Origin of the sequence: Enterobacter sp. DN, from assembly GCF_046054285.1 — a bacterium.
Classification (GTDB): domain Bacteria; phylum Pseudomonadota; class Gammaproteobacteria; order Enterobacterales; family Enterobacteriaceae; genus Enterobacter; species Enterobacter hormaechei_C.
In genome coordinates, this window is sequence record NZ_JBJJTG010000001.1 from 550,705 (window position 1) to 574,147 (window position 23,443).

21 protein-coding genes are annotated in these 23,443 nt (G+C 57.7%); all 21 read right to left on the reverse strand.

The window, feature by feature from the left end; translation table 11 throughout:
* Positions 1-14: 14 nt before the first annotated feature.
* The 21 genes from ACJTMZ_RS02550 to tagF all read right to left on the reverse strand — a co-directional run bounded on the left by ACJTMZ_RS02550 (position 15) and on the right by tagF (position 23,431).
* The gene (locus tag ACJTMZ_RS02550; protein ID WP_017693289.1) at positions 15-1,937 is read right to left on the reverse strand and encodes a type VI secretion system Vgr family protein; all 1,923 of its coding nucleotides are present in this window, start codon (positions 1,935-1,937) and stop codon (positions 15-17) included.
* Positions 1,938-2,134: 197 nt separating this feature from the next.
* Positions 2,135-2,896: an ankyrin repeat domain-containing protein gene (locus ACJTMZ_RS02555; protein ID WP_252010649.1), complete on the reverse strand. Its 762-nt coding sequence runs from the start codon at positions 2,894-2,896 to the stop codon at positions 2,135-2,137.
* Positions 2,893-4,359 (reverse strand): hypothetical protein, encoded by a 1,467-nt coding sequence (locus ACJTMZ_RS02560; protein ID WP_017693287.1) that lies wholly within the window; start codon positions 4,357-4,359, stop codon positions 2,893-2,895. The genes ACJTMZ_RS02555 and ACJTMZ_RS02560 overlap by 4 nt, the downstream gene beginning before the upstream one ends.
* Before the next feature lie 25 nt (positions 4,360-4,384).
* On the reverse strand, positions 4,385-5,818 hold the full coding sequence (locus tag ACJTMZ_RS02565; RefSeq protein ID WP_047735515.1) for a serine/threonine-protein kinase: 1,434 nt from the start codon (positions 5,816-5,818) through the stop codon (positions 4,385-4,387).
* 24 nt (positions 5,819-5,842) lie between these two features.
* Positions 5,843-8,458, reverse strand: coding sequence for a type VI secretion system ATPase TssH (tssH, locus tag ACJTMZ_RS02570; protein ID WP_045330006.1), 2,616 nt, complete (start codon positions 8,456-8,458; stop codon positions 5,843-5,845).
* A gap of 38 nt (positions 8,459-8,496) precedes the next feature.
* A complete protein-coding gene (gene tssG / locus ACJTMZ_RS02575) occupies positions 8,497-9,540 on the reverse strand; it encodes a type VI secretion system baseplate subunit TssG (protein WP_252010651.1) in 1,044 nt (347 codons plus the stop codon).
* On the reverse strand, positions 9,537-11,408 hold the full coding sequence (gene tssF / locus ACJTMZ_RS02580) for a type VI secretion system baseplate subunit TssF (RefSeq protein ID WP_252010652.1): 1,872 nt from the start codon (positions 11,406-11,408) through the stop codon (positions 9,537-9,539). Before tssF ends, tssG begins: the two co-directional genes overlap by 4 nt.
* A 2-nt stretch (positions 11,409-11,410) precedes the next feature.
* Positions 11,411-11,974, reverse strand: a complete 564-nt coding sequence (gene tssE / locus ACJTMZ_RS02585) for a type VI secretion system baseplate subunit TssE (RefSeq protein WP_015570336.1) — start codon at positions 11,972-11,974, stop codon at positions 11,411-11,413.
* Positions 11,967-12,779: a type VI secretion system accessory protein TagJ gene (locus tag ACJTMZ_RS02590; RefSeq protein ID WP_252010653.1), complete on the reverse strand. Its 813-nt coding sequence runs from the start codon at positions 12,777-12,779 to the stop codon at positions 11,967-11,969. The genes tssE and ACJTMZ_RS02590 overlap by 8 nt, the downstream gene beginning before the upstream one ends.
* A gap of 9 nt (positions 12,780-12,788) precedes the next feature.
* Positions 12,789-13,775: a hypothetical protein gene (locus ACJTMZ_RS02595; RefSeq protein WP_039270580.1), complete on the reverse strand. Its 987-nt coding sequence runs from the start codon at positions 13,773-13,775 to the stop codon at positions 12,789-12,791.
* 16 nt (positions 13,776-13,791) lie between these two features.
* A complete protein-coding gene (locus ACJTMZ_RS02600) occupies positions 13,792-14,589 on the reverse strand; it encodes a PP2C family serine/threonine-protein phosphatase (RefSeq protein ID WP_003859969.1) in 798 nt (265 codons plus the stop codon).
* Entirely contained in the window at positions 14,586-16,361 is a 1,776-nt protein-coding gene (tagH, locus tag ACJTMZ_RS02605) for a type VI secretion system-associated FHA domain protein TagH (protein WP_252010654.1), read from the reverse strand. The genes ACJTMZ_RS02600 and tagH overlap by 4 nt, the downstream gene beginning before the upstream one ends.
* A 90-nt stretch (positions 16,362-16,451) precedes the next feature.
* Positions 16,452-16,868, reverse strand: a complete 417-nt coding sequence (locus ACJTMZ_RS02610) for a hypothetical protein (protein WP_015570334.1) — start codon at positions 16,866-16,868, stop codon at positions 16,452-16,454.
* On the reverse strand, positions 16,862-17,851 hold the full coding sequence (locus ACJTMZ_RS02615) for a hypothetical protein (RefSeq protein ID WP_015570333.1): 990 nt from the start codon (positions 17,849-17,851) through the stop codon (positions 16,862-16,864). The genes ACJTMZ_RS02610 and ACJTMZ_RS02615 overlap by 7 nt, the downstream gene beginning before the upstream one ends.
* A gap of 75 nt (positions 17,852-17,926) precedes the next feature.
* Positions 17,927-18,409 (reverse strand): type VI secretion system tube protein Hcp, encoded by a 483-nt coding sequence (locus tag ACJTMZ_RS02620; RefSeq protein WP_014884229.1) that lies wholly within the window; start codon positions 18,407-18,409, stop codon positions 17,927-17,929.
* Between the two features lie 180 nt (positions 18,410-18,589).
* Positions 18,590-19,015: a T6SS amidase immunity protein Tai4 family protein gene (locus tag ACJTMZ_RS02625; protein WP_017384300.1), complete on the reverse strand. Its 426-nt coding sequence runs from the start codon at positions 19,013-19,015 to the stop codon at positions 18,590-18,592.
* Entirely contained in the window at positions 19,012-19,518 is a 507-nt protein-coding gene (locus tag ACJTMZ_RS02630) for a type VI secretion system amidase effector protein Tae4 (RefSeq protein WP_017384301.1), read from the reverse strand. The genes ACJTMZ_RS02625 and ACJTMZ_RS02630 overlap by 4 nt, the downstream gene beginning before the upstream one ends.
* Positions 19,519-19,583: 65 nt before the next feature.
* Positions 19,584-21,083: a type VI secretion system contractile sheath large subunit gene (tssC, locus tag ACJTMZ_RS02635; protein WP_006810956.1), complete on the reverse strand. Its 1,500-nt coding sequence runs from the start codon at positions 21,081-21,083 to the stop codon at positions 19,584-19,586.
* 3 nt (positions 21,084-21,086) lie between these two features.
* Positions 21,087-21,611, reverse strand: coding sequence for a type VI secretion system contractile sheath small subunit (gene tssB / locus ACJTMZ_RS02640; RefSeq protein ID WP_008502644.1), 525 nt, complete (start codon positions 21,609-21,611; stop codon positions 21,087-21,089).
* A 75-nt stretch (positions 21,612-21,686) separates the two neighbouring features.
* Positions 21,687-22,703: a type VI secretion system protein TssA gene (gene tssA, locus ACJTMZ_RS02645; RefSeq protein WP_017693278.1), complete on the reverse strand. Its 1,017-nt coding sequence runs from the start codon at positions 22,701-22,703 to the stop codon at positions 21,687-21,689.
* 11 nt (positions 22,704-22,714) lie between these two features.
* Positions 22,715-23,431: a type VI secretion system-associated protein TagF gene (gene tagF, locus ACJTMZ_RS02650; RefSeq protein ID WP_015570330.1), complete on the reverse strand. Its 717-nt coding sequence runs from the start codon at positions 23,429-23,431 to the stop codon at positions 22,715-22,717.
* Positions 23,432-23,443: the final 12 nt, after the last annotated feature.

Consider the following 23,443-nt stretch of genomic DNA (forward strand, 5'->3'; position numbering starts at 1 on the left):
CAGACAGAAAGCGGTTACTCTTCCGGGGGCGTAAATTTCTCCTGCACCGCCGCATCGATATCCCCTTTATGCCCTGACCCCGGCGCCGTTGTGCCCGGTTGGGTGCCCGACGTATTCAGGTGCAGCTTGCCGCCCGTGGTGATATAGCCGTCCCCTTCAACGAAGAAGTTGAACTCTTTGCCGATCAGGTTAATTTTGCCGTTAGCGTTAAGCTCAATAGCACTCTCGCCCGAGACCAGCCGCAGCTTCGTCCCGGAAGCAATAACATACTGCTCTACCGCCGCATCCAGCTTGCCTTTACCCGTCAGGATCTCGGTTCCGCCTTTCACGGCCTGGATCTGATTAGCCTCCACGCGATGCAGCTCATTTTTCTTCACGTAATGGCTGCGCGCGCCGCCGACGCTGTGCGTTTCATCATTTTTAACGCTGGTGTCCATGTTACGCTCGGCCTGGATCCACACCTGTTCCGCGCCCGCCTTGTCCTCAAAGCGCAGGGCGTTGGCATTGTCGACTGAACCGTCTTTCGTGCGGCTCATAAAGCCCATCTGCGTCGCGGCAGCCGGCAGCGCCCACGGCGGCATGCTGGCTTCGTTATAGACACGACCAGTGATAATCGGACGGTCCGGGTCGCCGTTGATAAAGTCCACCACCACCTCATCGCCGACGCGCGGGATCTGCACCCCGCCGTAGCCCTGGCCCGCCCAGGCGCTCGACACGCGCACCCAGCAGGAGCTGGTGTCATCGCCCTTCGCCAGACGGTCCCAGTGGAACTTCACCTTCACGCGGCCATATTTGTCCGTCCAGATACTCTCCCCCTGCGGTCCCACAACTTTCGCCGTCTGCGGGCCGTAGGTGCGCGGCCACGCCGTGCTCTGCGCCGGACGGTAGGACACCGACGCCGGGATAACGGTGAAATCGGTGCGGTGAATGGTTTCCCCCTCACCGCTCGCGTAGCGGTTCTCCTCGAAGTGGTAACCCGCCGCCGTCACCAGATACTCGCCGTTGTCACTGAAGAACGGCGCGTTGGTCAGGGTAAAGATGTGGCCCGGCGCAATGCCCGCCGCCGTGGCCGTCGCCTGAATCTGCTGATGCTCCACCTGCCAGCGCTCCTGACGGATTCGGGCGTAGAACTCCGCATGGCCTGTCTCCACAAAGCGGCCCGGCCAGTCGTACACGTCGATGCTGCCCGGTTTCGGGGACGCCGGGTTCTGCTGCGCCTGGAACAGCCACGCGTTCGGCTTGCGGAAGTCATAGTCGTCGAGGCTGTAAATCCCCGGCGTGACGCTGTCCTCCAGCGCCCACTGGCTGATGCCCTCTTCATCCGTACTGCCGCCGGACGGCGTCTGATGGTAAGGAATGACCTCATAGCCGCTGAACGGCTGGTGCTGTGTCGCGGCGTCGGTCAGTACCAGGGTATGCTTGTCCGCCTCGTGGCTGAAGTAGTACGCAATCCCCTCCAGCTCCATCAGGCGGCTGATGAAGTCCAGGCTCGATTCCTGATACTGCACGCAGTAGTCCCACACCCGGTAGCTGCCGGTAAGTTTGTCTTCGAGGTTAACCTGATGCTCACCCAGCAGGGTTTTGACAATCTGCGGTACCGTCTGGCCCTGGAAGATACGCAGGTTGCGGTCGCGCTTCATCGGCCACAGGTCCGGCTCCACCGTCAGCTGGTACACCGCGTAGCGGGTGCCCGTCAGCTCCACGGCGCTCACCGCCACGCGCGTCACCTTGCCGTTGATATAGCGGGGGGTGAGCAGGTTCTGCGTGGGGATGGTCACCGTGACCGGCTGGCCCAGCAGCTTGCTGCGGTCAATGCGCGCGTCCGTACCAAGCAGGGTCAGCGTCAGCGCGAACGACTCGGACATCGCTTCGCGGCCGGAGAGTTTCCAGAAAAGCAGCCCCTCAACCGGGAGCTGGACGGTAATTCGGTTGAGCATAATCTTTATTCCGTAATGGTTTATGCTGGGAACGTTTATGAACGTAAAGCTAATTTCGACGAGGTGGTTTTGGATTGATGCAATGCTGGGTTGATTTGTCTGGAGGTACGAACTTTCGTTTTTATAAATCCAAAGAGTGCAGGCTTATGGAAACTCCGGAAAAAACCTTATCTCTGGCTTTCATGAAAGTTGAGTAATCACTTAACCGGCGCAGGTGGCCACACGCCCCCTTTCTGAATAAGTTTCTCTTTTATTTCGTTTAACTTCTCGTATTGCTCACTGCCTCGATCAAGTCCACTCAGCGCGTCCGCAAGCGCATTGCTCATTGACCAGCCATTTTTAGCCTTAACTGACGGGTCCGCTCCACGATCGAGCAGTAACAAGACATGATCGTAAGCCTGATTATCCAGCGCATCAAACACCAGCGTTTTACCCAGTGAATTGGTTGCATTGACGTCAGTTCCGCTATCGAGCATGGCTTCCAGCGTCTCTGTATTTTTCGCTTTTAGCGACTGGAAGATGATGGGTTCGTGGAAGACCTTATCTTTCACATTGGGCGAAAGGCCACCGTCCAGCATAGCGTTGATCCAGTCTGCGCTATCCCCCTTCAGGGCAAATTCGGCAGGGCTGCTTTTTCCCTGCGGTCGAGGCTGGAGCGGATCTGCGCCGGCCTTAACAAGCAACGTAATCACCTTTAAATGGGGCGATGTTTTTTTATCATTAATCGCGTTGCCGATGGCCCAAAAAAGCAGGGTCATATCCTGCTTTCCCGGTTTATTAAGATCGCTGTCTGGTGCAAGCGTCTTCACCGCGTCGACATCGCCTTCTTCAATCGCTTTCGCCAGTTCAAGCTGCTGACCGCTGAAGTAGTCCTGTGGATTAAGGTCCATATCCTGCTTACACCCCTGAATCATGAATAAAAAACATAACGCGACAAAAGCCATCAACCGTTTTTTCACAATCGACTCCCGATTATCGAAATATCCTCATCCTTCTGCTGCTCTATGCAATCAATAGCCTGATTAATCCCGTGGCGGTCCAGCGCGCTTCCGGTTCCACCGGGAAGATCGTGGGGTATTCCGGCAGCATTAGGGCTCAGCGCAGAGATTTCCTCTTTGAGGATCCACGAAGGGACATGCCCTTTCATCGTTTTCAGATCCTCCCAGGGGTTAACTTCCTGAATCTTCGTCAGCAGCTCACCTTCAACCCGATAAGCCTGGATATTATCCGTACTGCCTAATATCTTGCCGCCGTATTTTTCTACGGTTCCGGCATTCAGGCCGGCGGCGTTGAACGTCCACCCCGCTTTCCCGCTGCCCATGGAGGTTGCAGAGGCGAGGCCACCGCCAAGGGAATGACCGGCAATATCAATATTCTGGCCTGACCTTGCCAGCTCCTTACCAATACTCACGGCCTTTTTATAATAATCTGAAGCCATACCCATGCCCTGAGAGAAGTTATTCGACCAGTCAGCCCCGTTTACCACCGGCGCCAGCTCCCCTTTGGTCAGTAAAGAGGAGACATTCTCAGACAGGGAGGCGAAACCAGGCTCGCGCGATCCCCTGAATACCAGCGTGGGGTTCATATCTGTACCAAACACTTCCGGCTTCGGTTGATAGACGCGCGCCAGAAAATTGGGGGACGTATCATCGTCAAAGAGCATTGATTTGTTCAGCCCGAACTTTCCTAACAGCGCATCGTCATTACTGATATCCGTCCACCCCTCCGGCACGCCCGGTGTGGTTTCCAGCGGGTTGACGGTCTTATAAATATTTTCCGCAAGCTTCGCTTTTTCCACCGCGATATTATTCGCCGCCAGACGCTTCGCGGCGATCTGGGCATCCGGATAAAGGCTATTGCTCCCCTTCGCAATCAGATCTTTACGCGCCTGCCAGCGCTCTGCTTTGGTCATCTTCTGAAGCTGCCCGGCATAGGTTTTACCGTCCTTGCCCGGAGTAGGTTCATCCGGCACCTGTGCCGTTTTAGATTTCACCACCTGTTTTGGCAGTACCGTTGGCGCAGGGCGAGATCCGTACGTTCTCACCATGGTTTCGTAGCGGTCGACAATCGTACTCACCGGATACCAGCCCAGGCCGACCAGCGAGGCAGCCTGGAGTTGCCCTTTGGCATTGATGTAAAAAATTTCCGTTACTGATGACCAGTCACGAAAACTTTCGTCAATGGCAACCACTCTGCCCATCTCTAAATCCTGCGCGATCAGCGTGCGGGTATCGCGCCCGGACTGATAAGGATTCGCACCGGTGATCGTGCGCAGCAGATCGTAGCGCGTGAAGAGCGAGCGCAGCGAATGGTCGGGAATCGACATAATCCACTGTCCGGCAACGGACGGACGGATTATTTTCGCAAACAACGCTGGCGAGACGTTCTCGTGGAACAGATAGACAAACTTGATGTTATACATTCGCTCCGTCCTGTTACCCGCAGGCTTACGGATTCACCAGCCAGGTGCCTGGCTTCGCAATATCCAGCGTCTGGGTACGCGTTCTTCCATTGCCTTCCAGTTCAATGCGGGTCTCGCCCGCAGGCAATTTCAGCGATGCGTAACCGTTATTGCCCGGACGCAGCGCTTTAGACTCGCCGTTCACCTTCAGCGTCTCGCCATCAAGCATGCGGATGTAGACCAGCGCGACCGGGCTGGCGTCGACAGGCGGCGCACTCTGCTGCGCCGTAGAAGGTGACGCTACCGGCTCGCTCATGTCTGCCGTTGCCGGTCTGGTCTCCGCCTGGGCGGAGGTCTCAGCCGGAGGGCTCACGGCAGGGGTTTGCGCCGTCTGCGCTGGCGTTTCCTGGCTGCCGCCGCCGAACAGCATCGCACCGGCAACCACCCCAACCAGCACGCCCGCGGCCACCAGCCCCGGAAGCTTGTAACGTCGCCAGTCCAGCGCGGAAGCAGATGTCTCCTCTTCCACCGGCACCAGCATCGTGCCGGTCTTCTTCGCGGTAAGCACCTCGTCGATACCGGCGACGGGCATCTCGATCAGCGCCGCGAACTCCTCAATGGATTGCGGACGGTCTTCCATATGCAGCGCCAGCGCCTTGTCGATGGCCTGTAGCAACGGGATGGAATACCCCTGCGGCATCAGCTCCACCAGCGGTTTGCAGGTATCCTGAATCGAACGCACCACGCTGACCGGCGGCGGAGAGCCGACGATGAGGGTGCGCAATACGGCGCCGAGCGCGTAGATATCCGTCCACGGCCCCTGCTCGCTTTCATTGTCGTCGGTATACTGCTCGATAGGCGCGAAGCCCGGACGCAGCATGGTTTCCGTCTCATCCGAGAGATTACCGATGGTGCGGCGCGCCGATCCGAAATCGAGCAGCACCGGCAGGCCGTTATCCTGAATCTGAATGTTATCCAGCGAGATGTCGCGGTGTAGATAACCCTCGTCGTGGATCGTTTTGATGGCGCCGAAGAGCATTGGCAGCATGCGGCGGATCCACGCCTCGTTAATCAGCTCCGGTTTCTCTTCGCGCAGACGCGACAGCGTGGTACCGCTGTAAAACAGCGTCCCCATATAGGCCGTGTCGTTTTGCACCCAGAAACGCAGTACGTGCAGCAGGTTCGGGTGGTTAAAGCGCGCCAGCAGGCGGGCTTCCTGGATGAAGCTGTTCAGACCGGCTGAAAACGCTTTGCCGAAGCGCTCGCTGCGCAGCACCAGCGTCATATCCTCGCCGCGCACGGCGAGGGAGGAAGGCATAAATTCTTTGATAGCGATAGTGCGTTCGAGCTGGTGATCCCAGGCGCGATAGACGATGCCGAATCCGCCGCCGCCAATCACCTCTTTTATCTCAAACTCATTGAAACGGTACCCGACCGGGAGCGCGTTTGGGACAGTCCGATTGTTATCATTATCCGTCATCTTTTACAGTTCTCTTGATGATTATTACGCGGCAAACTGACAGTGGAACTCGCCCTGCTCGCAGGTGACATGCAGACGTCGGTACTGCTCGTCGCTGCGGCTGGCGGTAAGTAAAATCTGGCTCATCTGAGGCAGCAACGTATTGGTCAGAATCGCATCCACCATACGCCCGCCCGACTCAACCTCGGTACAGCGCTGAACAATCTGTTCGACCACGCTGTCGTCAAATTCAGAAATAATGTTGTGATTCTCTTCCAGACGACGCTGAATGCGCCTGAGCTGAAGACGCACAATCTGCCCCAGCATCTCGTCGCTCAGCGGGTAATACGGCACCACCAGCAGGCGGCCCAGCAGCGCAGGCGGGAACACCTCCAGCAGCGGCTGGCGCAGGGCGCCGCTTAACGCGTCAGGCTCCGGCATCAGTTCCGGGTCGGCGCACATGGCTGCGATCAGGTCGGTGCCGACGTTAGAGGTCAGAATAATAATGGTGTTACGGAAATCAATGTGACGCCCTTCGCCGTCCTCCATCCAGCCCTTGTCGAAGACCTGGAAGAAGATCTCGTGCACGTCCGGGTGCGCTTTTTCAATTTCATCCAGCAGCACCACGCTGTAGGGACGGCGGCGCACGGCCTCGGTTAAGACGCCGCCTTCACCATAGCCCACATAGCCCGGAGGCGCACCTTTTAACGTCGAAACGGTGTGCGCTTCCTGGAATTCACTCATGTTGATGGTAATGACGTTCTGCTCGCCGCCGTAAAGGGACTCCGCCAGCGCCAGCGCGGTTTCGGTTTTACCCACGCCGGATGGCCCGCAGAGCATGAATACGCCGACCGGTTTGTTCGGATCGTCAAGCTTCGCCCGCGAGGTTTTTACCCGACGGGCAATCAGATCCAGACCGTGACGCTGACCAATAACCCGCTGGTTCAGCGTGTCGGCCAGATTCAGCACCGCGTCGATCTCATTTTTCACCATCCGGCCCAGCGGGATCCCGGTCCAGTCTGAGACCACCGCAGCCACCACGTTCTCATCCACCGCGGCAAACAGCAGCGGTTCGTCACCCTGTAAGGTCTTCAGCGCCTGCTGCTGTTCTGCCAGCTGGCCGCGCAGTTCAGCCGTATCCTCATCACCCGCCGCAAACAGCGCGGCACGCAGAAGGATAATCTCCTGCACCCGCGTGCGCTCTTCTTCCCAGCGACGGGCCAGGGCTTCGCGCTGGGTTTCGAACGCGTCACGTTCGGCGGTTAAGGCCGCCACACGCGCCGGATCGCCCGCCCCCACGCGCGCTTCGCGTTCAGCAATCTCCAGCTCCACGTCCAGGGCCGCCAGGTGACGCAGACAGTCTTCCAACTGGGCAGGCGGCGCGCTCTGGCTGACGGCCACGCGCGCGCAGGCGGTGTCCAGCAGCGCCACCGCTTTATCCGGCAGCTGACGCGCAGGAATATAGCGATGCGACAGTTTCACCGCCGCGCTGACCGCTTCGTCGAGGAGTAAAACCTGATGATGAGTTTCCAGCGGCGACACGGTGCTGCGCAGCATCAGCACGGCTTTGGCTTCGTCCGGCTCGTGAACCTGTACGGTCTGGAAACGGCGGGTCAGCGCCGGATCTTTCTCAATGTATTTTTTGTATTCCGCCCAGGTAGTAGCGCCGATGGTGCGCAGTTGCCCGCGCGCCAGGGCAGGCTTGAGCAGGTTAGCAGCATCGCCGGTGCCCTGCTGACCGCCAGCGCCGATCAGGGTGTGGATCTCATCGATAAACAGAATAATTGGCGTGGCGCTGGACTGCACCTCGTTAATCAGCGCCTGGAGGCGCGCCTCAAATTCCCCTTTCATGCCCGCGCCGGCCTGAAGCATGCCGATATCCAGCAGCCACAGCTGAACGTTTTGCAGCGGCTCCGGCACGTCGCCGTCAGCGATACGCAGCGCAAGCCCTTCTACCACCGCCGTTTTCCCGACGCCGGCTTCCCCGGTCAGCAGGGGGTTGTTCTGGCGACGACGCATCAGAATATCGACCATCTGGCGGATCTCTTCATCGCGCCCCACCACCGGGTCGATTTTTCCTTCCCGGGCGCGCGCCGTCAGATCCTGACCATACTGCGCCAGCGTGCCCTGCGCAGCCGGTACGGCCCCGGCAGGCGCGTCCGCAGCGGCGGCGGCCTGCTGGCTCTCTTTGCTGCTGGCGCAAATGGCGTCGAACTGCTCGATCAGCACCTCGACGTTAAGACGGGTGAACTGCGCCGAAATGCTTTTCAGCACGTTAGCCAGATTCCACGTTTTCAGTATGCCGATCAGCAAATGGCCGCCGCGGATGCGGCTGACGCCAAACTTCAGCGAGCCGTAGACCCAGGCGCGCTCGACGGCGCTGTCGATATGCTCGGAAAGATCAGACACGGAACTCGCGCCACGCGGCAGGGCATCCAGCGCCGCCACGATATCGCGCGTCAGCTGCTGTTCATCAAGGGCGAAGTGACGAATGACCTGTTGCAGATCGCCATCCTGCTGCTGCATCAGCTGATGCAGCCAGTGCACCAGCTCAACGTACGGGTTGCCGCGCAGCTTACAGAAGGCAGTCGCGCTTTCCAGAGAGGTAAATAACAGCGTATCCAGTTTGCCGAAAAGCACGGCACGGCTAATTTCTGACATGTTAGTTTCCATTAACAATGATTCGGTATACGGAAGGATTATCGCTCTGCACGATACACCAGATCGCCACGCGGAACAGGCTGAGGCTGAAGGCCGAGCCAGGTGTTGTACCCTAATCGCCCGGCGCTACCGAGCGTGGCGCCCTGCACCGCATCGGCGCGCAGGATCACCCGTGTTTCCCATTCAAATTCCACCCCGGCGTACTGTCGCACCCAGTCGCGCAGCTCGGTCACCCACCCTTCGCCCGGCAGAAAACGGTTGTAGTCGTCTGCGCTCAACGGGCCAATCTCAAGCCGAAATTTATGCTGCACGTCGCGTACCGCAATGCCGAGAAAAGCGGACTCTCCCATGCGCGGCATACGCCGCCCATCGCCCAGCTGTGCCTGCTCCCGCGTTGAGAGCGGCATCCACTGCGGGACGTTGGCCACCAGCCTGACCGGCACGTTGAAATAGTTGCGCAGGATTTTCTCCAGCCCTTCCGGGTCCCGCCCGTGTCGGGTCAGGTGCCCGGCGTGAGTAAAGCGGGCGTGCGCGCTCAGGCTGCCTTTCGACATCTGGGCAGGCTGCCCCATGCCAATCAGCGATGCCAGATACCCTTCGAAGCGCCTGTTGTCGTTGCGATCCAGTGAAACGGCAGGCTGCGCGTCCGCCCAGGCGCGGTAGAACAGCAGCGTCAGGCGGTGGTGAAAGAGGTCGGCAAACGCGCTGAGGCTGTGATCCTGATGATGATGAATACGCTCGCGGGCATACTCAGTCATGTGCACCGGCAGCGGGCCGTTAGGACCAAACAGGCCGAAGCTCAGTATGGAAACGTCATGCAGTCCGTTCTCTTCCCGCTGCCGGACCTCAGCAACCGTTGACGGCGCAAAGCCCATTGAAGGCTGCTGACCAATACGCAGCGGCTCAAATTTCGGCAGCGGCGCGCGCCCCAGCGGGTAACGCTCACCGCCCTGGGCATCAATGCGTCTTAACAGCTGGAACAGATCGTAGCGCCACGGCGTCTCGCGCACTCCGCGCCAGAACGCATCGGGCAGCGGCGTCAGGCGATGCACGCGCAGCGTTGCAGGGGCAACTTCACTCATACCAGCGCCCTTTTACCCATGCGCGGCACCCAGTAGCCGATTTCACCACGCTGCTGGCTCTTGAGCGTGAACTCCGTAAAACTGTTGATGGAGACCAGGCGGGCAAAAAGGCGTTCCAGCACGCTGCCGAAAAGCCACGGGCTGGCGCCGGAAAAGGCGCGTTCGTCCACCGTCAGGGTGATGCCGATCCCGCGGGCGAACACCACCGGGCCGGGTTCAGGCACGCGACGGTGCACCGGCTCCAGCACGCAGTGACGAACGCCATCCACCTGACGAGCAACCGGCGTCTCGGCCAGGTTGGCGTACAGCCCTAACAGCTGACGCAGCGCGGCAGCGCCCTCTTCGTTTTCGCTGTCCATCAGGCTGAGGTAGTTCATTTGCAGCTGGCTAATGAGCCGCCAGGTGCTGAACCCCTCGGCCAGCGCCGGACGCGGCGGCGTCGGGCCTTTACGCAGGGTTAACGCCTTCACCGGCATGGAGTCGGCCATAATAAACTGCCCCAGCTCCTGCTGGAGCATCAGCGGCAGGTCACGGCTGGTGCACAGCACCTCGGCGGAAATGTAGCGCAAATTCTCCTGCCACGGCGCGTGCTGCGCATCCACCAGCGAGACAAAGACCTCCGAGCCGATATAGCCCGTGCGGGTGCCATAGCGCAGCGCGTGCTCGGAGAGAACGCGCTGCTCACGGCGCAGGGAAAAATAGGCGCCGTAGTTGCCCGCGTCGCCACTCCAGGTACTCCAGAACGGACGAAACGTCTGGTCGTCCCGTTGCCCATCCGCGCTGGCATAGATTTTTTTCACGGCATAAATTTCATAATCCAGCGGGCGGATGTTATCCACCACCAGGTGGTATTCATGCTGGCTTTCGCTCAGCTTCTGCCGGGCCGCCACTTTCGGGAACAGGTTGATCACCGGCGTGCAGTGCAGCGCCAGGTGGCTGGCATCCACCACGCGCTCCAGCTGATCGTCGCTCTTGTCGAGCAGAATGAAGATATCAAACGCTTTTTCGTCTTCGCAGCGCTGGATCAGCTTGCCCAGCCCGCTCAGGCTGATGAAACGAAAACGCGCCGGGAACGCAAAGTACTCCTGCAACAGGCGATAGCCGTCGAAGTTGCGCAGATCGTCCGGGAGCAGCGCCTGGTCCGCATCAAAGCCTTCCTGACTCAGGGCGTCAGACGACAGCAGCTGGCGCTGGGGCTGCTTGCTGACCGTCTGGCAGACAATACCCGCGTGGTGCTCCATCACCAGCTCCAGCAGCTTCAGCGCCTCGATGTCCGGGCCGCTTAAGAAGAACTCCAGGCGGTCAAAGTCCAGGTGCCCGAGATGCTGCGGGCCATCGCAGGCAATGCGGATCCGTAAGGCGCTGCTGATCCCCCGCTGGCTCAGGCCGAGCTGGGCCAGCGGCAGATCGGCAGGAACGCCGCCCAGTTCGATCCGCTCAATTTTTAACGGCAGCAGGTTGACCTCGTGCGCCGTGGTATAGCTGCACGTAACGCCGGTCTTTTTCAGCGCCAGGCTGTCCATCATGGTGCCGCGCGGCACAATAAAGCCTTTGCTCAGGTCGCCGCGGCTGCTGTCGGGCTGAATTTCAGCGATTGCCATCGACGGCGTAGGCGCCAGATAATTTGGCGCAATCATCTCCAGCATACGCTGTGAAAAGCGCGGAAATTCGGCGTCCATTTTCATCTGCACGCGGGAGGTCAGGAAGGCGAAACCTTCCATCAGGCGCTCAATGTACGGGTCCGCCACTTCGATGCCGCGCATGCCGAGCCGCCCCGCCACTTTCGGGTAGCGCTCGGCGAACTCTGCGCCCATCTCGCGCAGATAGGCCAGTTCACGGTTGTAATATTCGAGCAGTTTGCTTTCCATAATTACCCCGCATCCTTCAGTTCAAAATGGCCGTTCTCAAGATCGACGTCGGTGCGAAAGAGAAATTCCAGCGGATACGGCACGCACCACAGGCGACCTTTGATTTCGATAGACAGAACGTTGTGCAGATCTAACGAGGAGGTATCGGACACGCACCGAACCTGAAGCCCCTGCGGCAGGATCCGCGGTTCAAAGTTAATAATCGCTTCGGTGAGCTTGCGCTGAATGTCGTGCCATTCAATATCGGACATTCTTTTCCCCGCCAGCGGCGCCACGCCAAAATTCACGACGGAACGGCTCACCTGCGTCAGCCCGCTCAGATCGCTGGAGGCATCGTGGTTAATGGTGTTAAACAACCACTGTAAATCCCGCAGGACGTTACGACGCAGCGCGGCGTGGGTAATCAGATTGCTGTTGGCGGACTCGCGTTTTTTTTCCGGATCGTTATCCGTCAGGCGATCCAGCAGTGAGGGCTGCATTTTGTCGCGCGCCCCCACTTTCTCCTGCCTGCTGCGGGCCTGCCAGCCGCTGCGCAGCAGATCGCCTTCGCCAGCGGGATTACTCATCCGCACCATCCGAGGTAAATGTCACCAGGCTCAGGGTAAGCAGCGGGCTTTCGCTTTGCTCGCTCAGCCAGGCTTTCTGTCCCATGCCTTCATACAGGACGCCGTCATCGTCCAGCGGGAGCCATTCGGTGGTGCGCCCCAGCTTAACGCTGTCTGGCGCCCCGTCAGCAAACGGATAACGCGCCGGGATCTGACACACCTGCTCGGTGCCGTCCGTGAGGCGGATCAGCGCATGACGCCACACCAGATCGGTCACGCTGGCCGGAGCCTGAAAACGGATCGCGTCGATGGCGCAGAACGGCACCCAGAAATAACGGCCATTGACCAGGGTTTCACACACCGGCCCCAGACGGGCATCGCCGTCCATCAGCCATTCAAAGGTGTGGCTCTCTTCATTCTCCAGCGTGACCTGCCCGCGGCTTGCCGGGGCCTGTTCGAGTGCCGCCAGGCGCAGCGTTTGCGCTTGCCCGGCGCTTTCGGTCAGCGCCTGGGCTAACGTCGTCAGCCACGGCCACTGCGCCTCGGGCATTGCCGGTCGTACCTCTCCCGCGAACACGCGCGCCCGCTGCTGTTCACCCTGAATGGCCTGCTCCAGCAGCGTTACGGTCGGTTTTGCCTGCGGCTTCAGCGCCAGCCAGCTTTTCAGCTGGGTCAGGGCGCGCGCCCAGTTGCCGCTGAGGATCAGAAACTGCACAAACGCAGCGCGCAGATCGGCATCCGCCGGACGGGCTTTGATATCGGCTTCCAGGCGAAGCAGCGCGTCGCTAATCGACTCCCCCGCCAGACGTTGATAAAGCGTATTCATAGCCCCTCCTTAATTCGCCGCGCGCCAGGCGCCCACTGCCGGATCGCGCAGCTGCGGACGCAGCGTGTCAATCAGAACAACGTTCAGCTCCGCGCCCGGTGCAACCCATGCGCTCCAGATCTTCTTCACCTCTGCGATACGCGCCTGGAGTCTGGCGTCGTCGCTGGCGATCTCACGGGTGATTTCCACCGCCACCGTGCCGTTGCTCTTCCAGCCGTTCAGGGTGCTGTCGTACGGCAGGATCATCCAGCTCTGGTCGCTGTTCTGGGTGCTGAAGACCATGCGCTCTTTGTTGACGGAGGTGATCAGCGCCTTTTCAGGATCGACCGTGTTGTTCAGCCCCATCACCGGGAAGCCGTGAATGTAGGTGACCGGAATCGCTTTCTGCGTCCCGTTACGGTTCTGCGTCACCACGGTGTGGCCGCTGAGCCAGCTGCCGTTGCCGCAGCGGGTGGTGTCGGAATCCGGAATAAACAGCGCTGGCGCGGAGGAACCGCCCTCCCAGAAGGTGCGCAGGTGGCAACCGTCCTGAAGGGTGAACTCCTGCCATGGCGTACGATCTGCCGCCACGGTGTGCGTCTCCGGATTCTGGTCAGGCGGCAGCAGCGCGCCTGAGGTGGAGGTCGTTGCCGCCGCCGTTTCCTGCTGCTTCACCACCAGCGCCCAGTCCTGCGCTTTAGCCGCTGTGCCCCGGGCAAGCGTCGTGCCTTCCGGATCGTTAAGCGTCCAGTTCAGGGTATTCAGCTTGCTGCACTGGTGCTCCAGCAGCGAGCCAAGGCGCGGCACGAAGTTTTCCAGCACCGAAACCTCTTTCTTGCCGTTCGCCACGATACGCAGCGCCACGTCCGCCTTACACCAGCTTTGCGGCGTATTGTCTTTAATGTTGTCGATCCAGATATCCAGCTTCTGCGCAGGAGACTGCACGATGCGGAAGTTTTCAGCCTGTGCGGTGGTCGCCACCGTCAGAAGAGCCAAACCCGATAGCCAAAGTTTCATATCAATCCTTGTGTGTCTAATCAGTTCCGCAGGGAAGAAATTGTGCTGCGTCAGAGAGCGTATGCAGCAAAGTGGTGTCCTGAGGGTTGCCCATCCACACCGCCACGGCGGTATAGTTATCCTGAGCATTGCCCTCCTGTTCGGCATTCTTTTGAATGATTTGGTTCATTAAGGTCAGCCACTCCTGTGGCGTATTGACCATGTGCAGCGACTGCTTCATCTGCTCTTCGCTGACGCCGTGCCAGAAACCGTCGGTGCAGAGCAGGAAGGCATCACCGTCCTCCACCTGCACGACATCGCTGTAGCTCGCTTCCGGTCCGCCATTCTCAATACCCAGCGCCAGATACAGCAGGTTGCTGTTGAGATCGTCGGTCTGATGCCCGGCATCTTTCATCTGCTGGACGAGGCTGTGATCGGTGGTGACATGCCACAGCCAGCCGCGGCGAAACAGGTACAGGCGGCTGTCTCCGGCGTGCGCCCAGTAAGCCAGACGGTAATCCCTGTCGATAAACAGGCTGACCAGCGTGGTGCCCATCCGGCGATAGTCCTGCACGGCCTGTTGTTCGCTGAGGATGGTGCGGTTCGCCGTTTGGACGTAGTCACGAATATGCTGCGCATTCAGGTGCTTGTCGCCATCAAAGCGGGAAATAATGCTGTTGCGGGCCAGCTCTGCGGCCACCTCGCCGCCCGGCAGGCCCGCGATGCCGTCACAGACGACAAAGCAGGCTGAACGTTCCCCGATGGTTTCTCCCGTCTGATCCTGGTTGCTGGCGCGCGTCCCCTGGCGGGAGAGAGAAGCCGTTGCGATATTCATTTTTCTTCCGATCCGCTTTGTGAGTCTTTGTACTGATTGACCTCCATGTCATAGGCATGGAGGAAGGCTTCGCCAAACAGGGTATGGAAGTCGTCCTCGATCTCGCCCGCCGTCTCGCCATAGCTGCGAACGAAATAATCCCACAGCGCGGCTTTACGGCTGCCCGGCAGCGCCAGGCGTGACGTCATCCCGTTCTGCTTCGCCTGCTCTTCCAGCTGTTCCGGGTTAAAGGATTGCAGCATGGCGGCGATAATGGCGCGGATACCAGAGATCATCCCCAGCTGGTGCGCCTGGAGATCGATCAGCGCATCACGCACCGATTTGGTCGGCGGCATAAAGCCCGGCATCGGCGTGCCGAACATCTGGATAAGCACCGTTTTCCCGGTCGGCAACAGTTTGAACGGGTTGTTCGCATCGTCGAGCACCATGGTCATATCGGCTTTCACCCCACGCTTGAGGATGGAGCGCGAGGAGAGCAGCGCCACGGTCCCCTGCGAGAACATGCCCAGGATCTGCCCCAGCTGACGCATATTTTCCCGGTCGAATTGCGGTACCGGCTGCATTTCGCTCAGGCCCATGCCCTCCAGCAGCGCCTCCAGCAGTTCGCCCTGAAGCACCTCGCCCCGCTCGCCGGTCTGCGCGGAGGCAGCAGGCGATGCAGCGTTTTTAACCGGGTCGATACGCAGGCGGCCTTTAGGCGCCTGCGCGTTGCTGCGCGCCACGGCCTGCGGCGTTGGCATGGTGAAGCCAGCGTAATCGGGGCGCGCGGGCTCCTCTTCCGCGCGCGGCGCGTCCTGTGGTTCAGTCGGTTCCGGATCGAACAGCGGTGAGCTGGCCAGCGCATCCTCTTCCTGTGCGGCTTGCGCTTCAGGCTTTGGCTCCGGCTTATCGGCCACGATTTCATCCGGATGGGTTAACGGCGCGCCGACCATCAGGCCGAGAGGGTCATCATGACGCGCGGCAGGTGCGCTCGCCGACCCGCCAAACAGGGCTAACGGATCGAGTTCGTCCGACGCCTCTTCCTTTGGCTGGGCAGGTTTGCTTTCGTCCGGCTGTACCAGCGTTGAAGGGGTGACATCGTCAAAGATGCTCTCTTTTTTAAACAACGCTTCATCGCTAAACAGCGTGTCCGGGTCAACGTTTTTACGTTCAAGCGACGGTTCGGCGTCGTTAAACATTGCCAGCGGATCTTCGGCATTCCGCTCCGGGGCCGCAGGCTGAGAGAACGGATCGTGGGATGCGGCGGGCTGTGGTTTTGCCCGGTTGCTGGAGATGCTGTCGGAGATGGAAAACTCCTGCATCAGGCTGTCCCAGATTTCCGACGGCACGGCCGTAGGTTCAGCTTTTCCACGAGGCGCGGCGCTGGCCGGTTTCGGTTGCGGCGCTGGTGCAGGTGTCGCCACTGGGCGCGCCTGCTGCATGCTGGCCGCCATGCGGCTTACGGGCTGGGTGTCATGAATGAGTTCGCTGACTTCAATGCGATAATCATCAATACCGAGAATATCCCCATCCTGAAGCTCAACCTGACGCCCACGCTCCAGCGGGATATCATTCAGTACCACGCGGGTAACGCTGCCGCGGTTCGTGACGCGGCATTCGCCACTGGCGTCGACGTGAACGATGGCCTGCAAACGCGAGATGGTGCGGTCATTGTCCGGCAGCACCAGATTGTTATCCGTACCGCGCCCAATGGTGCCGCCCGGGGCATAAAAATCACAGCTGCTTTGCGGCGGCTGATGACCGGGTTTCGTAGAAATAATCGTGAATCGCATGGCGTATTCCTGCTGGTATGATTAGCGCTCAAACGCTGCCGCTCTCGGGGGTGAGAACGGCGGGGTTTGGGGGTTAAGGGCTGATTAAAGCTATTTGACTACATTCAGGAAAATAATGCCGATAAGCAGCCATAGCGTAAAAAGTAAGGCCTGAGCTTTATAGCGTCGATGCAGTTTTAATATCCAGCCGATTCTCTCTTCCGGTAAAGCCTGAACGAATTTATAGGCATCGTCCTGAACATTTCTGTCTTTGGTAAATTTCATCTTCACGCCTTTGCGAAGACGAACAAACCAGATTATTTTTTGATAGTTCGCCAGCGAACCAAAAAATGATGCGTAATTTGTCACCAGATCGAGATCGTAGCCTTTTTGCCTATATTCTGAAAGAAGCTGATTATATTCGGCCTCGTGTTTTTTAAAATAACGGGAACTGATGAAGTCCATAATTACGACAAGTAAAAATAAAACAACAATCAGAAATAAAAGAATATTTTCTAAATTCACCATAGCTTATCCATGACATATTCAGTTGCTCCACCGGCAACTTCGCCACCAATGTATCCACCCGCAGCGGCTCCTACCACAGAACACGCGAGCAACCCTACACCACCTGTTGCCACGCCCAATGCAACACATACGCCAGCCCCAGCCATGGCGCCATATTTTCCGCCATAAATCCCGCCCGCAAGACTGGCGCCAAATTGACTGTACTTCTTAACGGCGACTTTGGAACAACTCTGCTCTCTACCTACTGTACAGGCATCGTAAACTTCATTGGTTGTGTTTGCACCAGCGAAGCCGATAGCAAGCCATCCTCCCATTTTCAGAAAACGGGCAGCTTTTGAAGCATTGTCTACATATGTTGAATACCCTCGTATCGAGGCAACACCCGCAGTACTCCATTCGTGGACAATTGACCTGCTTGATAAACCTAAAGCGTGCTTGATTTCTTCATAAGGTTTCAGTTTCAGCGTTAGTCTGGACAGCTTATTTAATAAAACGTCCAGCTCAGAAAAAAGTTTTTGCCTTTCAACAAAAAACTGCTGCCCGATCAATGTGCCTTGCGTTCTGTATTGATTTTGATAAGCCAGTTCGATAGCTTTTAATTTCTTTTCTATTTCGCTAAAGTACCTTTCACCTGCATCAGCAACCACCCCGAGAGATTTATCCATAAAATTAGTTAATGCTGCGATGGTACTAAAATGCTTGTTAAAGAAATTAGCTTCATCTGTATTCAGTTCTGCCAATGCTCCATTAACCTTTTGCTTTGCATTTTGTAATTGTTTTAGCTGAACCGCATTTTCAGCACCCGGAGCATTAAGGATCAATATTTGCCCGGGTTTTAACCACCGTGTGTCCCTGTTCACTTGCATAAAATAACGTGCCGCTTCACTGTCTGGTTTATTGAACAGTAGTCTTGCCTGGAAATCTAACGTACCAGCCTGCTGAACAACACAATAACCAGGAGCAACCGTTGATTTTACGCTCATATTGACATCCCTTTGCAAACGAAATTAAGTCTCTGTAAATAATGACCGGGGAAAACTCCCCGGTCACACGCGCAATTACGCTTCTTTATTTTCTTTGATGTTCCAGCCAGCGCTGCTTTCAGCACCTTTACCACCGGCAGTGGTCTGCTCCCAGTACTGCTGTTTCACTTTCGCAGCCTGGAATGCATAGGTCACGCCAACGGTATCGCCGTTGTCTGCACCCGTGTACTGAACGGAAGTCACAAGAACGTCTTCCAGGGTGATGCGGGTGTATTCAACCTGCTGACCACCCGCTTTGCAGACGGACAGTTCAACTTTGGTCAGGTGTTTACCGCTTGCGCAGTGTTTCAGGATTGCTGTAGTGGATTTGTCGATCAGAGCGTTAACGTGCAGATCGTTAAAGTTCACTTTACCGGCACCGCCGCCACCGCCAACGCTCATATTACCTGGCTGGGACGCGCCCCAGGAGAAGGAGGTAATATCAGTCCAGCCGGTGTGGTTAGAATCTTTAGATTCGCCCGTAACACCCTCGACCTTCAGAAACATATCAATAGCCATAATATCTACTCTTCGTGGATGAACAATATTGCTTTCGAAAAAGCCCTTATATGGCAAACAGGAAAGCATGGGGCTGAATAAAACCGTCCATATTTTACCTCTGCCTCATATCAAACGACCCGTGTCATTTGACAGTCTTACATTCCCCCTGAACGAAAGGAAAGAATGTGAAGTCTTATACTATTGTGGATTATCCTGAATCCAGGTGCGGTCAGGATTTCCGATGATTAATTGAGGAACAAGTTGATTAAGTTCGTCACTATGATAAAGACGCAGGCAGTTTAAGGTTACGCCTTTTACATCGGGTTTTCTCTCAGAATGAAAGGCATTGGTTGCGCCTTTATATTTATTAATAAGAGCATTAATTTTGTCATTGCCATTTTCAATATCGAAAGGCACCCATTCCAGTAATGCGCTACTGCTACGGGCTGCATCCAGAGAAAACTGGCTTTTATCATCTGCAACTTGTGCCAGGCAGCGAGAAAAAACAACGTCTTTAACAACTTGCTTATAAGGCATTTTTTTGACAAACGACACCGGATCGTCAGTTGCATACACAGAGGCGGAACTGGTGAGCAACAGTAGACTAGCAATCATTTTTTTCATGGCAACTCCCAAAAATTAGCTTTGGTCGTCGTGTAATTCGTCTCCGGCGCATTGAAATAACAGTGATCCGAACAGGTTAAACCATTCCAGAATGTTGCATGACCTGCGGCGTCACTCCAGCCCTGTACCTCAAACAGAATGACGCCCTTTTTGTTGGCTAATTGCTCAACGGGTAAGGAAGGATAACTCACGATCATGTCAGGTTTACCCCACTGACGCGTCAACCAGGCAATGACATCCTTTACGCGGTAGAAGTACCATTTATTATCAGCACCGGATACCGTGAGATTTGCAATACGCGGAACGGGATGCCCGGTATAGTTAAGAACATAACTCATCCGTACGGCACAACTATTTGACCACCCGCCCTCATCTGGCGCTATTTCGAAGTTGTGCTTAACTTTGCCGCCGATAACTTGCTTAACTTTGCCGATAGAATCATTTGCATCGTAAATACGTGTTGCCGCCGCCCAGGCAGCAACAAACGAAGGTCTCGCGGTCATATTTCCTCTCAAATTTCCATACTATAAAGCTAACGCCGGGCATGGCCCCCCGGCGGCAATTATCATTACGCGTCCTTCGTCTTCAGCGACGGCAGTTTAGATACCAGACGCAGGGAAACGGTCAGACCTTCCAGCTGGTAGTGTGGACGCAGGAAGAACTTCGCGGCGTAGTAGCCCGGGTTGTCTTCGATTTCCTGCACCTGCACTTCCGCAGCCGCCAGCGGTTTGCGGGACTTGGTTTCCTGGGAGGAGTTCGCCGGGTCGCCGTCCACGTAGTTCATCACCCAGTCGTTCAGCCAGCGTTCCATCTCTTCGCGCTCGCGGAAGGAGCCGATTTTGTCGCGCACGATGCACTTCAGGTAGTGAGCAAAACGGCAGCAGGCGAACAGGTACGGCAGACGGGAGGCCAGGCGCGCGTTCGCGGTGGCGTCCGGGTCATGATACTCGGCCGGTTTTTGCAGGGACTGCGCGCCGATGAAGGCGGCGAAGTCGGAGTTTTTGCGGTGAACCAGCGGCATAAAGCCGTTTTTCGCCAGTTCCGCTTCACGACGGTCGCTGATGGCGATCTCGGTCGGGCACTTCATGTCCACGCCGCCGTCGTCGCTCGGGAAGGTGTGGCACGGCAGGTTTTCCACCGCCCCGCCGGATTCCACGCCGCGAATCGAGGTGCACCAGCCGTACTCTTTGAAGGAGCGGTTGATGTTGGCTGCCATCGCATAGGCCGCGTTCGCCCAGGAGTAGCTGTTGTGGTTCGCGCCGTCGGTCTGCTCTTCAAAATCGAAGCTGTCCACCGGGTTGGTGCGAATACCGTACGGCAGGCGCGACAGGAAGCGCGGCATCACCAGGCCCAGATAGCGGGCATCTTCCGATTCACGCAGTGAACGCCAGGCAGCGTATTCGGTGTTCTGGAAGATTTTGGTCAGATCGCGCGGATTAGCCAGCTCCTGCCAGGACTCCATCTGCATCACGCCCGGCGCGGTGCCGGTGATGAACGGACAGTGGGCCGCAGAGCCGATGCGCGCCATCTCGCCCAGCAGCTCAACGTCCTGCGGGCTGTGGTCGAAGTAGTAGTCGCCCACGATGCAGCCAAACGGCTCGCCACCGAACTGGCCGTACTCCTGCTCGTAGATTTTTTTGAAGATCGGGCTCTGGTCCCAGCCCACGCCCTTGTAGCGCTTCAGGGTGCGGCCCAGCTCCTGCTTGGAGATGCTCATAAAACGGATCTTCAGCATCTCGTCGGTTTCGGTATTGTTCACCAGGTAGCTCAGCCCGCGCCAGGCGCTCTCCAGCTTCTGGAACTCCTCGTGGTGAATAATCTGGTTCACCTGCTGTGAAAGCTGCTCGTCAATACCGGCAATCAGGTTCTGAATGGTGCGGTAGGTATCGTTTGAGAAGGTCACGGTGTTTTCCAGCGCCTGCTGCGCCAGGGTTTTAACCGCGCTTTCTACGGCAGAGCGCGCCTGATCGGTTTTCGGGCGGAACTCTTTATTCAGCAGCGCGCTGAACTCGTCCTGGCTGAACGCCTGGCCCGCCTGCTGATCGTGTTGTTGAGTCTGGTTGCTCATCGATTATTCCTCGCTACCTTTCGCACTTTCGTCATTTTTTGGCAACTGGCTCAGGGATTTGAGCAGCGTCGGATCCTGGAGAATTTTCGCGATCAGCTCTTCCGCACCGTTTTTACCGTCCATGTAGGTCAGCAGGTTGGAGAGCTGGGTACGGGCTTCCAGCAGCTTGTTCAGCGGCTCTACTTTGCGGGCCACCGCGTCCGGCAGGAAGTCGTCCATGCTGTCGAAGGTCAGATCGACATTGAGCTTACCTTCGCCGGTCAGGGTGTTATCCACCTGGAACGCCACGCGCGGCTTCAGCGCCTTCATGCGTTCGTCGAAGTTGTCGATGTCGATTTCCAGGAACTTACGCTCGTCGACGGCTGGCAGATTTTCCACCGGCTTGCCAACCAGATCGGCCATAACGCCCATCACAAACGGCAGCTGAATCTTGCGTTCTGCGCCGTAGATCTCTACGTCGTACTCGATCTGCACGCGGGGAGCACGGTTGCGTGCGATGAATTTCTGTCCACTGTTACTCATTGCCATGATGTTCTCCATCAAAGATGCGCGGTGAAGGTGAAACGGCAGACTCCATGCCTGTCGTCATAATGCCAGGACGCGTCATTCGCGGCGTCCAAAGATGTTTTCCAGTTGGTTAACGCCGTCTGGCGCCAGGTCGCGAATAATGTCCATAAAGTTGAGTTCAGACAGCCGCTGCACCCGTTCAATCATCAGCGGTGCGGGATGGCTGGGTTCGTACTGCGCAAAATACTGCTTCGCTTTTTCCAGCATCAGCTGGGCGTCGGCGCGGCTGGTCACCTGCACGCTGCGCCAGTCCGTCACCTGCTGAACGGGCGACGCGGCCACCGGCTGCGGCTCGGCGTGCTGTTCAGCCTGCGCGTCACGGTTCGGCAGCAGCTTGCTGATATCGGTCACCTGACAGGCGCTGGAAACCAGTCCGACAGTTTTCAGCAGCTGTTCCATCTCCGGGACGCCACTTTCCCCGAGATAGCCGGTAAGCAGTTCGCGGATGGCCAACAGGCGTTCGTTGATCACGATTACCGCTTCGGTGCCGGGCTGATCGCCCCGGGCCAGCTCATCGATCAGTCGTGGACGACCGCCCGGATAATCCGGACACTCGGTTTTACTGCCGTCAAGCAGCGCCTGGGCGTCACGGAGCGAAATCTCATCGCCGTTTGAGCGGAGCAGTGAGGCGTTACGCACCGCGACCGTCAGGTCAGATTTATCACTCAGCCCGGCGAGGGCGTTGATGCGGTAGAATGGATCGGTTTCGCCATACTCTTCCAGCAGAGGGTAAAGTTGCTCCCAGTAACGGGACAGGGCTTCCTGCACCAGCACTAGCCCGTCGGCGTAACCTGCCAGACCGCGACGACGTGTCCAGGCATGGGTTAACGCCAGCATGACGCGAAGATCTTTGGTGCGACCCAGCAGGCTGGTGGCGAGTTTTTCCACCGTGTTCCAGTCGGCAGGCTCTGCCGGAATGATGGTGTCGCCAAACTGCTGCTCGGCTTTGCCCTGACTGGCCTGACCCATGGCCTGGAAATCGGCGTCGTACTCCAGATTTTCACCGCAGGGGTTATCCGGGCTTATCGGCGCGAGAAATTCATCGATATTCATAAGATCCCTGCTTATTCAAACATAGGCGGGTAAAGACCGTGGCGGCCCGGACGGGCGCCGCCTGCCGGATCGAACAGCAGCGTAAAGAGCTGCCCGGTGAAGTTTCCGCTGTGGACGTGGGTGTACAGCGGATAGCCGTCGCAGCGGTTTGTCCACCAGTAGCTGGTCTGGCGCAGCGGATCAAAACACTCCGCCGCCTGCGGCCAGCCCAGCGTGCTCTGACCATCGTCGTCATAGCCAATCACGTCGAGAATGTCGGAACGCTTTTGCGGCTCAACCGGCTGGGGCGCCGGGATGGTCATCAGCATTTCATCCAGCTGGGAGGCAGAATAGCTGTTACGCACCGCGTGCAGCCCCAGACGGCCAAGCTGCTGGTACCAGCTTTCAGCCTGCCCGAGCAGGCGGGATGACCACTCGGCGGGGGTGAAGCTCAGTTGCAGGCATACCGGATAGTGGCGGCCTACGCTGTCACGGCCCGGCAGCAGGCAGCCCATCTGAATCATCTGGCTACCGAGCATCGGCGGGACGACAAAGTTCCACACCGGGGCTTTAGAAAACGGGCGCTCGCCGCTGCGCTGCTCTTCCTGTTGCCAGGCCAGCAGGCCGACCTGGAACCAGTGCGACCACTGGCGTTGCAGGGTATCCGGAAAGCGACGCTGCAAAAAATCTCCGGCGCTGGGTAATTTGCCATACCAGCTATAACGGTTCATCGCAGGGGTATTCGTCATACGGCTGTCCTT